At 66.8% G+C, this 15,776-nt stretch carries 11 protein-coding genes; 7 read left to right on the top strand and 4 right to left on the bottom strand.

The window, feature by feature from the left end:
* Positions 1–3 precede the first annotated feature (3 nt).
* From asnB to AC5P6S_RS05370, 7 genes are all read left to right on the top strand, one after another.
* Positions 4–1,947, top strand: a complete 1,944-nt coding sequence (asnB, locus tag AC5P6S_RS05400; RefSeq protein ID WP_024956651.1) for an asparagine synthase (glutamine-hydrolyzing) — start codon at positions 4–6, stop codon at positions 1,945–1,947.
* Positions 1,948–2,013: 66 nt separating this feature from the next.
* Positions 2,014–2,574 (top strand): NADPH-dependent FMN reductase, encoded by a 561-nt coding sequence (locus tag AC5P6S_RS05395; protein WP_005410279.1) that lies wholly within the window; start codon positions 2,014–2,016, stop codon positions 2,572–2,574.
* 317 nt (positions 2,575–2,891) lie between these two features.
* The gene (locus tag AC5P6S_RS05390; RefSeq protein ID WP_005410278.1) at positions 2,892–4,322 is read left to right on the top strand and encodes a replicative DNA helicase; all 1,431 of its coding nucleotides are present in this window, start codon (positions 2,892–2,894) and stop codon (positions 4,320–4,322) included.
* Positions 4,323–4,495: 173 nt separating this feature from the next.
* Positions 4,496–6,739 (top strand): TonB-dependent receptor family protein, encoded by a 2,244-nt coding sequence (locus AC5P6S_RS05385; protein WP_076739330.1) that lies wholly within the window; start codon positions 4,496–4,498, stop codon positions 6,737–6,739.
* A complete protein-coding gene (locus AC5P6S_RS05380) occupies positions 6,739–8,328 on the top strand; it encodes an alkaline phosphatase D family protein (protein ID WP_495204509.1) in 1,590 nt (529 codons plus the stop codon). The genes AC5P6S_RS05385 and AC5P6S_RS05380 overlap by 1 nt, the downstream gene beginning before the upstream one ends.
* A 168-nt stretch (positions 8,329–8,496) precedes the next feature.
* Positions 8,497–8,709 (top strand): hypothetical protein, encoded by a 213-nt coding sequence (locus AC5P6S_RS05375; RefSeq protein WP_005410275.1) that lies wholly within the window; start codon positions 8,497–8,499, stop codon positions 8,707–8,709.
* Positions 8,706–8,951: a hypothetical protein gene (locus tag AC5P6S_RS05370; protein WP_111687477.1), complete on the top strand. Its 246-nt coding sequence runs from the start codon at positions 8,706–8,708 to the stop codon at positions 8,949–8,951. The genes AC5P6S_RS05375 and AC5P6S_RS05370 overlap by 4 nt, the downstream gene beginning before the upstream one ends.
* 161 nt (positions 8,952–9,112) lie before the next feature.
* Here the strand turns inward: AC5P6S_RS05370 and lpdA are convergent, their stop codons facing one another.
* The 4 genes from lpdA to AC5P6S_RS05350 all read right to left on the bottom strand — a co-directional run bounded on the left by lpdA (position 9,113) and on the right by AC5P6S_RS05350 (position 15,770).
* The gene (gene lpdA / locus AC5P6S_RS05365; protein WP_005410273.1) at positions 9,113–10,549 is read right to left on the bottom strand and encodes a dihydrolipoyl dehydrogenase; all 1,437 of its coding nucleotides are present in this window, start codon (positions 10,547–10,549) and stop codon (positions 9,113–9,115) included.
* 63 nt (positions 10,550–10,612) lie between these two features.
* Positions 10,613–11,815 (bottom strand): dihydrolipoyllysine-residue succinyltransferase, encoded by a 1,203-nt coding sequence (sucB, locus tag AC5P6S_RS05360; protein WP_005410272.1) that lies wholly within the window; start codon positions 11,813–11,815, stop codon positions 10,613–10,615.
* A gap of 40 nt (positions 11,816–11,855) precedes the next feature.
* Positions 11,856–14,687, bottom strand: a complete 2,832-nt coding sequence (locus AC5P6S_RS05355; RefSeq protein WP_076739332.1) for a 2-oxoglutarate dehydrogenase E1 component — start codon at positions 14,685–14,687, stop codon at positions 11,856–11,858.
* 186 nt (positions 14,688–14,873) lie between these two features.
* Positions 14,874–15,770 carry a GNAT family N-acetyltransferase gene (locus tag AC5P6S_RS05350; RefSeq protein WP_024956655.1) on the bottom strand — a complete coding sequence of 299 codons (897 nt, stop codon included), beginning with the start codon at positions 15,768–15,770 and terminating at the stop codon, positions 14,874–14,876.
* Between the last annotated feature and the right edge of the window lie 6 nt (positions 15,771–15,776).

Raw genomic sequence — 15,776 nt, 5'->3', positions numbered from 1 at the left:
TGCATGTGTGGATTGGCGGGAATGTTGTTGCCGGCGCCGGTGGCGTCGGCCGAGGTGCTGCAGGCGCAGGTCCTGGCCATGGGCGAGGCGCTGCACCACCGCGGGCCGGATGATGGCGGCAGCTGGGTCGATGCCGGGGCAGGCATCGCGCTGGCGCACCGTCGGCTGAGCATTCTCGATCTGTCGCCGCTGGGCCACCAGCCGATGGCCTCGTCCGATGGCCGCTACGTGATGGCCTACAACGGCGAGGTCTACAACTTCGCCGCCCTGCGTGCCGAACTGGAGCCGCTGGGGCATGCTTTCCGTGGCCATTCCGACACCGAAGTGCTGCTCGCGGCGATCCTGCAGTGGGGCATGGAAGAAACCCTGCAGCGTTGCAACGGCATGTTCGCCATCGCGCTGTGGGACCGCCAGGCGCAGTGCCTGTGGCTGGCACGCGACCGCGTTGGCAAGAAGCCGCTGTACTACGGCTGGGCCGGTGACACCCTGGTGTTCGGTTCCGAACTGAAAGCGCTGTGGCAGCACCCGGCGTTCGACAACGACATCGACCGCGACGCGCTGACCCTGTTGCTGCGGTTGGATTACATTCCGGCCCCGCACAGCATCCACCAGCGCTGCTACAAGCTGATGCCCGGCCGCATGCTGCGCCTGGACGCCGAAGCCGTAGCGGCGGGGGCATCGGCGCATCGCCCGGAGCAGGCGCAGCGCCCGTACTGGGATGCGCGTGCACGCATGCAGGCGGCACTGGCTGCGCCGTTCCAGGGCCGCATCGAGGAAGCAGAGGAGCAGCTGGACGGGCTGCTGCGCGACGCGGTGGCGCTGCGCATGGTGGCCGACGTGCCGGTGGGCGTGTTCCTGTCCGGCGGTACCGATTCGTCGCTGGTGGCGGCGCTGATGCAGGCGCAGAGCGGGCAGCCGGTGCACAGCTTCAGCATCGGCTTCACCGATTCGGGCCACGACGAGGCACCGCTGGCCAGGGAACTGGCCACGCATCTGGGCTGCGACCACACCGAGCTCTACGTCAGCGGCGCGGATGCACTGGCAGTCGTGCCGCAGCTGCCGGCAATGTTCGACGAACCCTTTGCCGATGCCTCGCAGGTGCCGACCGCGCTGGTCGCCCGGCTGGCGCGGCAGGGCGTGACCGTGGCGTTGTCTGGCGACGGCGGTGATGAGCTGTTCTTCGGCTATACCCGCTACGTGCGCGCGCTGCGCAACTGGCAGATGCTGGGCCGCGTGCCGGGCCCGCTGCGACGCTGGATGGGCGCGCGCGCGCAGCACCAGGGCGAGGCCTCGCGGACCGGCGGACTGGCCGCGCTGTTGGCCGAGTCCGGCGCGCGTGGCATTGGCGACGTGTACCGCAACCGCATCTCGCGCTGGCGCGACCCCGCCGCGGCAGTGCCCGGCGCACAGGCCGCCGGCAGCTTCTACGACCTGGCCGATCCGCTGCACGGTGCCGGCACGCCGGCCGACGCGATGATGCTGGCCGATTACGTGACCTACCTGCCGGATGACCTGCTCTGCAAGGTCGACCGCACCTCGATGGCGGTCAGCCTGGAGGCACGCGCGCCGCTGCTGGACTGGCGCGTGGCCGAGTTCGCCTGGTCGCTGCCGCTGGGCTTCAAGCGCAGCGAAACCACCAGCAAGGTGCTGCTCAAGCGCGTGCTTGGCCGCTACGTGCCGCAGTCAATGGTGCACCGGCCCAAGCGCGGGTTCGGCGCGCCGGTCAGCGACTGGCTGAAGGGCGACCTGCGGCCGTGGGCCGAGGATCTGTTGCAGCCGGCGCGCCTGGAGCGCGAAGGCGTGCTGTCGGCGGCGGCGGTGCAGCCGCTGTGGCAGCAGTTCCTGGGCGGCCAGCGCAAGTGGCATACCCACCTGTGGAACGTGCTGATGTTCCAGGCCTGGCAGGCGCATTGGCGGCAGGTGCGGGCCCGCGTGACCGGGGGCTGATCTTCACCGGACGGCACGGGCCCGGCGTCTAGGCTGGGCCTCCCGCACCGTGAGGAGTATGTCCCTATGTCCGTCCCCACCATCGCCGTGTTCGTCGGCAGCCTGCGCAAGGATTCCTGCAACCGCAAGCTGGCCCATGCGCTGGAGAAGATCGCTGGCGACCGCGCGCGCTTCCAGTACGTGCAGATTGGTGATCTACCGCTGTACGACCAGGATTTCGATGGCCAGTACCCGCCTCAGGGCACCCGGCTGAAGGATCAGGTGCGCGCCGCCGACGCGGTGCTGTTCGTGACCCCCGAATACAACCGGTCGGTGCCGGGCGTGCTGAAGAACGCCATCGACATCGGCTCGCGCCCCTACGGTGACAGTGCGTTTGCCGGCAAGCCGGCGGCGGTGATCGGCGCCTCCATCGGCCAGATCGGCACCGCCGTGGCCCAGCAGCACCTGCGCAACAGCCTGGCCTTCCTGGACATGCACGTGCTCGGCCAGCCCGAGGCGTTCATCCATTTCAAGGACGGCCTGATCGACGCCGACGGCACGATCCACAACGAGGGCACGCAGAAATTCCTGCAGGGGTACGTGGACCGGTTCCTGGCACTGATCGCGGTGCACGTGAAGGGCGACTGAGACCGATGGGGTGGCAGCAGCCAGGCCGCGGGTCGGATCCCGGCGCGCAGCGGCGGGCCCTGGCCCCACGTTCCGCTGAGCACCGGAGTCCGTGCGCTGCACGGAATCCGACCCTGGCCGCCTGATCTGCGATAATGACCCACCCGGGCGCCGCAACGGCGCCCGTCGCAGGCACTGCGACGCCCCCGCGCCAGAGTGGCCAGGCACTGGCGGATATCCCCCGTTTCTCCACGGCTTATCCACAGGCTTGTCCATGGCTGCCGGGGTCGGCGCATGCCTACACTCGTCCGGCCCACTTTTGCAGGAAACACCGCAGCATGTCCGCTCGTTCCGGCTTCCGTTCCAACCGCAGAGAGCGCGGTGATGGCTTTGATCGTGATCGCGATGAATCGCGTATCGACCAGTTGCGCGTTCCGCCGCATTCGGTGGAAGCCGAGCAGGCGGTGCTGGGTGGCCTGATGCTGGCGCCGGAGGCCTACGACCGGGTCAACGACCAGCTGACCGAGGGCGATTTCTACCGCCGCGATCACCAGATGATCTACCGCGCGATCCGTGAGCTGTCCGAGCGCGAGCGGCCGTTCGACGCGGTGACCCTGGGCGAGTGGTTCGAATCACAGGGCAAGCTGGAACTGGTGGGCGATGGTGCCTACCTGATCGAGCTGGCGAGCACCACGCCGTCGGCGGCCAACATCGTGGCCTATGCCGAGATCGTGCGTGACAAGGCCGTGCTGCGGCAGCTGATCCAGGTCGGCACCGACATCGTCAACGATGGCTTCCAGCCTGAGGGCCGTGACAGCAGTGAGCTGCTGGCCTCTGCGGAGAAGAGCGTGTTCGCCATCGCTGAACAGGGTGCACGCGGCCGTACCGACTTCGTGGCGATGCCTGGCGCGCTGAAGGATGCCTTCGAGGAACTGCGCAACCGCTTCGAGAACGGCGGCAACATCACCGGCCTGCCGACCGGCTACAACGACTTCGATGCGATGACCGCCGGCCTGCAGCCGACCGACCTGATCATCCTCGCCGCGCGCCCGGCCATGGGCAAGACGACTTTTGCACTGAACATCGCCGAGTACGCGGCGATCAAGTCGAAGAAGGGCGTGGCGGTGTTCTCGATGGAAATGTCGGCCTCGCAGCTGGCGATGCGCCTGATCTCCTCCAACGGCCGCATCAACGCGCAGCGCCTGCGTACCGGCCAGCTGGAAGATGAAGACTGGAGCCGCGTCACCAGCGCAATCAAGATGCTGAAGGAAACCAAGATCTTCATCGACGATACGCCGGGCGTGTCGCCGGAAGTGCTGCGTTCCAAGTGCCGCCGCCTCAAGCGCGAGCACGACCTGGGCCTGGTGGTGATCGACTACCTGCAGCTGATGAGCGTGCCGGGCAACAGCGAAAACCGCGCCACCGAAATCTCGGAGATCTCGCGTTCGCTGAAGGGCCTGGCCAAGGAACTGCACGTGCCGGTGATCGCGCTGTCGCAGCTCAACCGCTCGCTGGAAACACGTACCGACAAGCGCCCGGTGATGGCCGACCTTCGCGAATCGGGCGCAATCGAGCAGGACGCGGACATGATCGTGTTCATCTACCGCGACGATTACTACAACAAGGAAAATTCGCCGGACAAGGGCCTGGCCGAGATCATCATCGGCAAGCACCGTGGTGGCCCGACCGGATCGTGCAAGCTGAAGTTCTTCGGTGAGTACACCCGCTTCGACAACCTGGCCCACGACTCGGTCGGCTCATTCGAATAACCGTAGTGCCGGCCGCTGGCCGGCAACCACCCCACGGCTTGCAAACCATTCAGAACGCCAATCTTCCGTACGTGGCGTGTAAATGACATGTAACGCGAGGCTTCTACGATTCCGCCGCTGCTGCTCTTCGACGCCGCCCTTCGGCGTCCAGCGTGCCCAAGGAATCCGCCTCCATGCCGTCCCACGCTCCGCTTCGCCGCAATCTGCTGGCCCTGCTGGTCTGTGCTTCGCTGCCGTCGCTGGCTGTCGCTGAAACCGCCCCGGCGACCGACGCGCAGTCGGCCACGACTCTCGATTCGATCTCGGTGATCGGCCGCGGCGAAGCCCGCCAGGTGCAGCGCGTGACCGCCGAGGACATGAAGGTCCTGCCGCCCGGTGCCAACCCGCTGAAGCTGCTGGCGGCCAAGCCGGGCGTGCATTTCGAATCGGCCGATGCCACCGGCGCCTACGAATGGTCCACCAGCATCAGCCTGCGTGGCTTCAACCAGAATCGCCTGGGCTACACCCTCGATGGCATCCCGCTGGGCAACATGGCCTACGGCAACAGCAACGGCCTGCACATCAGCCGCGCGGTGATCAGCGAGAACCTGGGCGGTGCGGAGGTCTCCACCGGCATTGGTGCGCTGGGTACGCCGTCCACCAGCAACCTCGGCGGCGTGTTCCAGTTCTACTCGATCGATCCGTCCACCGAATATGGGGTCGTGCTGGCACAGAGCTTCGGCAGCGACAATGCGCGCCGCAGCTATGCGCGCCTCGATACCGGCGACCACCAGGGCTTTGCCGCTTACCTGTCCGGCGTGTATTCCGAAGGCGACAAGTGGAAGGGCAAGGGCTCGCAGGAACTGAAGCAGTTCAACGGCAAGGCCACCTACAACTTCGGCACGGACAGCAGGATCACCGCGCTGTTCAACGCTTCGCGCCGTGTCGAGGCCGACTACCAGGACCTGTCGCTGGAGATGATCGATCGCCTCGGCTGGGACTGGGACAACTACGCGCCGGACTGGGATCGCGCGGTGGCTGCTGCACGCGGAAAGTACAGTGGTGGCGTCAACAGCCCGTGGGACGCCTATTACTCCGGCCACGGCCTGCGCAATGACGATGTGTCCAGCATTGCCGGTGATTTCGGCCTGAACGAGTCGATGCGCCTGAAGGTCAACGTCTACAACCACAGCAACCGTGGCCAGGGCCACTGGTTCAGCCCGTCCAATCCGTCCAACCCGGGCACCAGCCGCGAGATCCCGATCTCGATCCGCACCACCGAGTATGCGATCGACCGCACCGGCGTAACCTCGGCGTTCACCTGGAACGTGGCGGGCCACGAACTGGAGGCGGGCCTGTGGTACGAAGACAACGGCCACAGCGTGCAGCGCAACTTCTACTACATCGACGGCCCGATCACTGACGACTTCTTCCTGCGCAATCCGGACCAGCGCGTGTGGCACCAGCGCTACACCACCATCACCCGCCAGTTCTACGTGCAGGACCGCTTCCGCCTGTTCGATGACCGCCTGACCATCGACATCGGCGCGAAGTCGCCGCACACCCGCACCCGCGTGCGCACGCCGCTGGGCAGCTATGCCAACAACAGCAGCCTGACCTCGAAGAAGGGCCTGCTCCCGCAGGCGGGCTTCAACTTCAAGCTCAACGAGGGCAACGAGATCTTCGGCTCGTTCGCCAAGAACGTGGCCGCCTACGCGCTGGGCGTGGGCAGCCCGTTCAACGTGCCGCAGGCCGCCTTCGATGCCAGCGCGAAGAACCTGAAGCCGGAACAGTCGCGCACCATCGAGCTGGGCTGGCGCGGCTACGGCCAGGGCTATGAAGCCTCGGTAGCGGTGTACGACGTCAAGTTCGACAACCGTCTGCTGGCCATCGCGCAGTGCGTGGGCATCCTCGGTTGCCCGGCGCTGTTCTCCAACGTCGGTTCGGTAACCAGCCGCGGCGCCGAGGCGACCCTGCAGCTGAAGCCGATGCAGGACCTGGCCTGGTCCAACGCGCTGTCGTGGAATGACAGCACCTACGACAACGACTACGTCAACAACGGCGTGGTGCCGACCCGCGGCAAGAAGACCGTCGACACCCCGGAATGGATGTTCGCCAGCACCCTGGCCTGGACCCCGGGCCCGTGGGACCTGCGCCTGGCCGCCAACCATGTCGGCAAGCGTTACGTGACCTATACCAACGACGTGTCGGTGCCCAGCTACTGGCTGGTCAACGCTTCGGTGGCCTATGACTTCGGCACGCTCGGCCCGGCGCAGAACCTGACCGTGGCGCTGAACCTGACCAACCTGACCGACAAGCGCTACCTGTCCTCGATCAACACCAACGGCACCTACGCCGCCGACCCGACCCGCAGCCTGGCGACCATGCAGGTTGGCGCGCCGCGGCAGGTGATGGCCACCGCCACCGTGCACTTCTGATGCGCGGCCCCGTCGATCCGGAAAGCCGTCGTCGCCTGTTGCGCATGGCGTGGCAGGGCACGGGGGCGGCGATCGCACTGGCGGCGATGCCGGGGCTGGCCACGGCCGGCCCGCGCCCGCGGTTGGGGCGTGATCCGTTCACCCTGGGCGTCGCCGCCGGCGATCCGGATCCGCAGGGAGCCGTACTGTGGACGCGTCTGGCGCCGGACCCGCTCAACGGCGGCGGCATGCCATCGCGGGCGGTGCCGGTGCGCTGGTTCGTGGCCGAAGACCCGGGCATGCGCCGGCTGGTGCAGCGTGGCGTCGCCGCGGCGGTGCCCGAGCTGGCGCATTCGGTGCACGTGGAGGTCAATGGCCTGCGCCCAGGCCGCGACTACTACTACCGTTTTGCCTGCGACGGTGACGAGGAAAGCGCGGTCGGCCACTTCCGCACCGCGCCGCTGCCCGACACGCAGCTGCAGCAGCTGCGGCTGGCCCTGTGCACCTGCCAGGCCTGGAACAGTGGCTACTACCCGGTGCTGCGCGATATCGCGAAGAATGATGTCGACCTGGTGCTGCATGCCGGTGACTACCTGTACGAGTACAGCCCACTGCAGAACGCGCGTGGTCTCACGCTGGATGCGGAACGCTTCAGTGGCGAGACCGTCGGCCTGGAGCGCTACCGCGACCAGTACGCGCTGTACAAGCTCGATCCCGATCTGCAGGCCGCGCACGCCGCCCACGCGTTCGCGGTGATCTGGGACGACCACGAAGTGCAGAACGATTACTCCGGCATCCATCCGGAGAAGCCCGGCGTCTCGACGGAGGACTTCATCGTTCGCCGCGCGGCGGCCTACCGCGCGTTCTACGAACACCTGCCGATGCGTAGTACGCCTGCGGGCAACGGTGGCCTGCGCGTGCATCGGCGCCTGCGTTACGGCGATCTGGCACAGCTTGCGCTGCTCGACTGCCGCCAGTTCCGTCCGGCCAATCCCTGCGGGGTGGGCGAGTCGCTGCGCTGCGACGCTGCGCTGGATCCACGCATTAGCATGCTGGGCGTGGGCCAGGAAGCCTGGTTCGCGCAGTCGATGGCGGCCGCACGGGGCACGCGCTGGAACGTGGTGGTGCAGCAGCTGCTGATGGCGCAGCTGCGGCTGGACGGCGGCACGGCGCGAGAGCGCTTCTGGAACGATGCCTGGGACGGCTATCCCGCCGCACGCAAGCGGTTGCTGCAGGCGATGCAGGCAGGCGGGCAGGGCAATGCCATCGTGCTCGGTGGTGACTGGCATTCCACTTTCGTCAATGACCTGAAGCTGGATTTCGACGCGGCCGATGCCCCGGTGGTGGCCACCGAGTTCATCGCGCCGGCAATCAGCAGTGGCGGCGACGATACGCCTTATGGCCCGTACTACGGTTCGTCGATTCCGCAGAACCCGCATATCCGCTATTTCGACGGTGACCGCCGTGGTTGGTGGAAGCTGCAGCTGAACCGGCAGACCGTGGATGCGGAGCTGCGCTTCGCCGACAGCGTGCTGCACGCGGATGCGCCGGTGCGCACTGCGGCGCGCTTCCAGGTCACCCACGGCCGCCCGGGCGCAGTGCCGGTGTGAATCCGTTCGGTCGTGCCGGCCGCTGGCCGGCAACCTGATCAATCTTCGGTTTCCCCACCACCGGATTCATCGCCCCGAGCCGGGTTTCGTCGCAAACCGTTTGCGGGCGGCCAGAGCGGGGCGCCAAGGTGTCCGCAGGCGGCAAGGTGCCGCCACAAGGAGACCGTGATGAAGACCCTGTTCGCGCTCGGTGTGTGGTGCCTGCTGTTCGTGCTGTGCTGGCCGCTGGCGATCCTTGCCCTGATCGCCTGGCCGTTCGTGTGGCTGCTGAGCCTGCCGTTCCGCCTGGTCGGCATCACCTTCTCGGCGCTGTTTGCGTTCCTGCGCGCGCTGTTCATGCTGCCCGCGCGCCTGCTCGGCGGCGGCCCGGTGGCGGCATGAGGGCTGTGTTGCTGGTCGCGCTGGCATTGCTCGCGGGGCCGACACTGGCCACACCGGTGCCGCCGTCCGCATGGCTGGAACGCCAGCAGACCGCCGCTGCCGATGAGGCGGATGCGGCAGCGGCCAAGGCGGTCAAACCCAAGGAGCGCTGCCGGGTGGTGAAGGAGTGGAAGGCCGGTGAAACCGTGGCCCAGCACCGCATCTGTGACGATCCGCCGAAGAAGCCGGCTGGAAAGGTGTAGAGCCGAGCCCACGCTCGGCTTCACGCTCCGCGGCTGCCGACCGGAGAGCCGAGCATGGGCTTGGCTCTGCAGGAAAACGGGCAACAAAAAACCCCGCCGAAGCGGGGTTTTTCGTCTGCAGGTGAGCGCCGACCAACGGTCGGCACCTGCCATGATGCCGATCAGTTCGCCTTGTGGATGGCGCGCTTGCTGACCGCCATCGCCGCGTCGTGGATCACTTCCGACAGCGACGGGTGGGCGTGGCAGATGCGGGCCAGGTCATCGGCCGAACCGCTGAACTCCATGGTCAGCACGCCTTCGTGCACCAGTTCGGAGACGTTGGCGCCGACCAGGTGCATGCCGAGGATGCGATCGGTTTCGGCATGGGCCAGGATCTTCACGAAGCCCGCCGGCTCGATCATCGCCACGGCACGGCCGTTGGCGGCGAACGGGAAGCTGCCGGCCTTGTAAGGGATGCCTTCGGCCTTCAGCTGGGCTTCGGTCTTGCCGACCCACGCCAGTTCCGGCTCGGTGTAGATGACCCACGGGATGGTGTCGAAGTTGACGTGGCCCGGCAGGCCGGCGATCAGCTCAGCCACCGCGATGCCTTCCTCGAAGCCCTTGTGCGCCAGCATCGGGCCGCGCACGCAGTCGCCGACCGCCCACACGCCGTTGACGCCGGTGTGGCAGTGCGCGTCGACTTCGATCTGGCCGCGCTCGTTGATCTTGACGCCGGTGCCTTCGGCCAGCAGGCCCTTGGTGGCGGCGCGACGGCCAACGGCCACCAGCAGCTTGTCCACGGTCAGGGTCTTTTCGCCTTCAGCGTCGGTGTAGGTGACGATGACTTCCTTCTTCTTGCCCTTGCCGGTGATCTCGGTCTTGGAAACCTTGGCATTGAGCTTGATGTCCAGGCCCTGCTTCTTGAATTCCTTGGCAGCGGTCTTGGCCACTTCTGCGTCGGCAGCCGCCAGGAACTCCGGCATGGCTTCGAGGATGGTGACTTCCGCGCCCAGGCGCTTCCACACGCTGCCCAGTTCCAGGCCGATGACGCCGGCGCCGATCACCGCCAGGCGGTTCGGCACTTCGGTGAAGTCCAGGCCGCCGACGTTGTCGACGATGGTCTCGCCGTCGAACTTGGCGAACGGCAGTTCGATCGAATCCGAACCGGCCGCGATGATGACGTTGGTGCCCTTCAGCTCGACGATGGAACCGTCATGCTGGGTGACCTTGACCACGTTGCCCGGCTGCAGTTCGCCAAAACCATAATAGGCAGCGACCTTGTTGGCCTTGAACAGCATGCCGATGCCGCCGGTGAACTGCTTGACGATCTTGTCCTTGCGGCCAACCATCGCCTCGACGTCGATCTTGGCATCCTTGAAGCTGATGCCGTGGTCGCCAAAGATGTGGCCCATGTTCCAGAACTGGCGCGAGGAATCCAGCAGCGCCTTGGACGGGATGCAGCCCACGCGCAGGCAGGTGCCGCCGAGGGCCGGCTTGCCGTCCTTGCCCAGCGCCGCGTCGATGCAGGCGGTCTTCAGGCCCAGCTGGGCCGCGCGGATGGCAGCGTGGTAACCGGCCGGGCCGGCACCGATGACGACGACGTCGAATTGTTCAGCCATTGAATTATTCCTTGATGCATTACCAGAACCCCTCCGCGCAGGCGCGGAGGGGCGGGAGGTGTCTTACAGGCCGAACAGCATGCGGCCCGGGTTTTCCAGCTGGTTCTTGATGTCCACCAGGAACTGCACCGAATCCTTGCCGTCGATGATGCGGTGGTCGTACGACAGCGCCAGGTACATCATCGGCGCGATCACGACCTGGCCGTTCTGGGCGATCGGACGCTCCTTGATGGCGTGCATGCCCAGGATGGCGCTCTGCGGCGGGTTGATGATCGGGGTCGACAGCAGCGAACCGAAGGTGCCGCCGTTGGTCACGGTGAAGGTACCGCCCTGCAGTTCATCCAGGCCCAGCTTGCCGTCACGCGCCTTCTTGGCGTAGTCGGCGATGGTCTTCTCGATGTCGGCGAACGACATGCGCTCGACATTGCGCAGGACCGGGGTGACCAGGCCCTTTTCGGTCGAGACGGCGATCGAGATGTCCGAGTAGCCGTGGTAGATGATGTCGTCGCCGTCGATCGAGGCGTTGACCAGCGGGAAGCGCTGCAGCGCGTTGGCGGCGGCCTTCACGAAGAAGCTCATGAAGCCCAGCTTGATGCCGTGTGCCTTGACGAACTCGTCCTGCAGTTCCTTGCGCGCCGCCGAGACCTTGGACAGGTCGACTTCGTTGAAGGTGGTCAGCATCGCGGTGGAGTTCTTCGACTCCATCAGGCGCTCGGCAATGCGCTTGCGGATGCGGGTCATCGGCACGCGTTCTTCCGGACGTGCGCCACCGGCCTTGCCGGCGCCGCCGTTGCGGGCGAAGTTGACGATGTCTTCCTTGGTCACCGCGCCGCGACGGCCGGTGCCGTCGACGTCGGCCGGGTTCACGCCTTCGGTGATGGCGGTGAAGCGGGCGCCCGGCGGCAGCGCATCGGCGGCCGACTTGGCGGCCGGGGCCGGAGCGGCGGCAGCGGCCGGAGCAGCAGCGGCCGGGGCAGCGGCTGCAGCCGGAGCGGCTTCGGCAGCCGGAGCCGGGGCAGCAGCCACGGCGCCTTCTTCGATGATCGCCACGACCTGGCTGGAGGTCACGGTCGAGCCTTCGGCGAACTTGATTTCCTTCAGCACGCCGTCGACCGGCGACGGCACTTCCAGGACGACCTTGTCGGTTTCCAGGTCAAGCAGGTTTTCGTCGCGCTTGACGGCGTCGCCCACCTTCTTGTGCCAGGTGGCGATGGTGCCGTCGGCGACGGATTCGGGCAGTACCGGGGCTTTGACTTCGGTGGCCATTGCGGGAGCTTCCTGGTTTGTCTTCTAAATAGGGGGAGGATTATTCAGCGAACGTGTCGTTGAACGGGTTGACCAGCGCGTCGGCGATCAGCTGCTGCTGTTCGCGGACGTGGTCAGCCATGTGACCGGCAGCCGGCGACGCCGAACGTGCGCGACCGGCGTAGTGCAGGTTCTGGCCGTCGGCCAGGCAGAACTGCAGGTGGTGGCGGATCTGGTACCACGCACCCTGGTTCTGCGGTTCTTCCTGCGTCCACACCACGTCGGTGGCCTTGCCGTACTTCTTCAGCTCGGCAGCCAGCAGCGCACGCGGGAACGGATACAGCTGCTCCACGCGGATGATCGCCACGTCGTCCTGGCCACGCTTGGTCTGGTCTTCCAGCAGGTCGTAGTAGACCTTGCCCGAGCACAGCACCACGCGCTTGACCTTCTTGGCGTCCGCACTGGCGTCGCCGATCAGGTGCTGGAACTCGCCGTTGGCCAGTTCGTCCAGGGTCGACACGGCCAGCTTGTGGCGCAGCAGCGACTTCGGCGACATCACCACCAGCGGCTTGCGGGTGGTCAGGTGCAGCTGGCGGCGCAGCATGTGGAAGGCCTGTGCCGGGGTGGACGGAACCACCACCAGCATGTTCTCCAGTGCACACAGCTGCAGGAAGCGCTCCAGGCGCGCCGAGCTGTGCTCCGGGCCTTGCCCTTCATAGCCATGCGGCAGCAGCAGGGTCAGGCCGGAAATGCGGCCCCACTTGGCTTCACCGGCGGCGATGAACTGGTCGATCACCACCTGGGCGCCGTTGGCGAAGTCGCCGAACTGGCCCTCCCAGATGCACAGCGTGTTCGGATCGGTGGTGGAGAAGCCGTACTCGTAGGCCATCACCGCTTCTTCGCTCAGCAGCGAATCGATGACGGTGGCCTTCTCCGGCGAATCCACCAGCTGCCGCAGCGGCATGTAGTAGTTGTCGGTCTTCTGGTCGTGCAGGATCGCGTGGCGGTGGGTGAACGTACCGCGACCGACGTCCTGGCCGACCAGGCGCAGTGCGTGGCCTTCGTCGAGCAGGGTGGCGTAGGCCAGGTTCTCGGCAAAGCCCCAGTCGCCCGGGATCTCGCCGGCGGCCATCTTGCGGCGGTCGTCATAGACCTTGGCCACGCGCGAGTGCAGCTGCACGTCTTCGGGAATGGTGTTGATCAGCTTGGCCAGTTCGACCAGCTTGTTCTTCTCGACCTTGGTCGAGACCGGGTCGGACAGCTTGCCTTCCAGCAGCTTCGGCCAATCGACGAACAGCGGGCTGGTCGGCGGGGTCTTCTCCACCTTGGCCAGCTCGGTGGTCACTTCACCGGCATCGAGCTTCTCGCGGTAGGCATCGACCATCGCCTTGCCGGCACCGGCAGCGATCACGCCTGACTTTTCCAGCTGCTCGGCGTACATCTCGCGGGTGGTCGGGTGCTTGCGGATCACCTGGTACATCAGCGGCTGGGTGATCGCCGGCTCGTCGGCCTCGTTGTGGCCCCAACGGCGGTAGCACATCAGGTCGATGACCACGTCCTTGGCGAACTTCTGGCGGAACTCGAAGGCCAGCTGCGCGGCGAACACCACCGCTTCCGGATCATCGCCGTTCACGTGCAGCACCGGGGCGGCGATCATCTTCGCCACGTCGGTGGCGTAGCGCGTGGAGCGCGTGTCCAGCGGGTTGGAGGTGGTGAAGCCGACCTGGTTGTTGACCACGATGTGCACGGTGCCGCCGACGGCGAAGCCGCGGGCCTGCGACATCTGGAACAGCTCCATGACCACGCCCTGGCCAGAGAAGGCCGCATCGCCGTGGATCAGGATCGGCATGACCTGCTTGCGTGCGGTGTCCTTGCGGCGCTCCTGGCGCGAACGCACGGAACCGGCCACGACCGGGTCGGCGATTTCCAGGTGCGACGGGTTGAACGCCAGCGCCAGGTGCACCGGGCCGCCGTCGGTAGCCACGTCGGCCGAGAAGCCCATGTGGTACTTCACGTCGCCGGCAGAAGCGTGCTCGTCGTGCTCGAACTTGCCTTCGAACTCGTCGAACAGCTTGCGCGGGTTCTTGCCGAGGGTGTTGACCAGCACGTTCAGGCGGCCGCGGTGGGCCATGCCGATCACCACGTCCTTGACGCCATCCTTGCCGGCGCTGCGGATGATGGTGTCCATCATCGGGATCAGCGAGTCGCCGCCTTCCAGCGAGAAGCGCTTCTGGCCGACGTACTTGGTGTGCAGGTAGCGCTCCAGGCCTTCGGCCGCGGTCAGGCGCTCCAGGGTGCGGCGCTGGGTGTCAGCGTCCAGCTGGTAGTTGCCACCGGCTGCTTCCAGCTTCTTGTAGATCCACTGGCGCTGCTCGACCTCGGAGATGTGCATGAACTCCGCACCGATCGAGCCGGTGTAGGTCGCCTTCAGGCGTGCCAGCAGGTCGCGCAGCTTCATGCGCGGCTGGCCACCGACGCCGCCGGTGCTGAACTCGCTGTTGAGGTCGGCATCGGACAGGCTGTGGAACGGCAGGCCCAGGTCCGGGGTGTTGACCGGCGCGGCCAGGCCCAGCGGATCGAGGCGGGCGTCCAGGTGGCCGCGCGAGCGGTAGGCGGTGATCAGACGACCGACATTGCGTTCACGCTCGTCGCCCGCACCGTTGCCGGTGCCGGCCTTCAGCGCTTCCTTGGCCGCGTCCGCAATGTGGGAGATGACGGCCGAGTGCGGAATGTCGCCTGCTTCGCGGCCCTTGAAGCCGTCGAAGTAGGTCTTCCATTTGGGATCGACACTGTCCGGGGAGACCAGGTACTGCTCGTACAGGTCCTCGACATAGGAGGCGTTGCCGCCGGCGAGCTGCGAAGATTGCGCAAACTGCTTCAGTTGATTGTCCACGATGGAGGGTGTTGATTCGCTTTGTGGGGTATGGCTTCAGAAGGACCCGGCAGGAAGATGAATAGCCCTGCGCGGGCGCGTTCAAACAGCCAAATTGTACCCCCATCCGGACAGGAAGGGGCACCAGAACGGGCATCCCGGGTCCCCCGGTGCCGCTTCCAGACAGGTTGAGTGGGCGGTACCCACTCAGATGCCGAGCGCACGCAGTTCGCTGCAATCGCGCGAACGGTCCCAGACCCGCTGCAATTGCTGCTCGAACGGCTGCGAACGTGCAGGCAGCGCGACGCCTGCCTCGCCGTCGAGGCGATGACCGATCAGACGAAAGTAGAAGTCGCCGGCGTCGTTGAGCAGGCAGGCCGAAGCCAACGCACGGTCGATCGGGTCGGTGACCTCGCGGAACTGGATCACGCTGGGCAGGCGCTGGGCCAAGGCCAGCAGCGGTGCCCCGGCAGACGCGATGGCGGCGGCGTCGTGCACGATCACCCGGAGCTGCTTGTCGTGGCGGGCGGTGACGAAGCGGCGCAGGGCGGCCTGTACCGGCGGCGCGTCGAGCAGTCCCGGGTCCAGCTGACGGCTGTGCAGCCACACTTGGCGGCGGGCGCGGTGGACGATGGCCGTGGTGATGGCCACCGCCTGCTCGCGGCTGTCGATGGCACTGGCCGCGCCCAACCGGCGGCGCATCTGCTGGTGGCCGATGCCGGCCTCCTCGAATACCTCGCCTTCCGGCAGGAAGCCCTGGCGGGCATAGAAATCGCGGGCGGGCAGCTGGGCGTGCAGGTGCAGCTCGGCCAGGCCGAGCCTGCGCCCGGCCTCGACCAGTGCCTCCAGCAGGGCCTCACCGACCCCGTGGCTGCGATGGCTGGCCAACACCGCCATGCGGCCGATGCGGCCGTCCGGGGCCAGCCGACCGGTGCCGACCGGCTGGTTGTCACTGTCCAGCGCCAGCACATGGGCGCTGAGCGGGTCCAGCGCATCGCGTTCCAGTTCGGCGGCGATGCCCTGTTCCTGCACGAACACGCGTTGGCGCACGTCGTGGATGGCAACGTGGGCGTCGGCGTGGCTGACCTGCTGGACCCGGACCATGGCAGG

This window comes from Stenotrophomonas sp. YJH_SMC_119 (assembly GCF_059368315.1).
The sequence above is the reverse complement of the archived record's forward strand: the minus strand, read 5'-3'. Positions and strand labels throughout refer to the sequence as shown.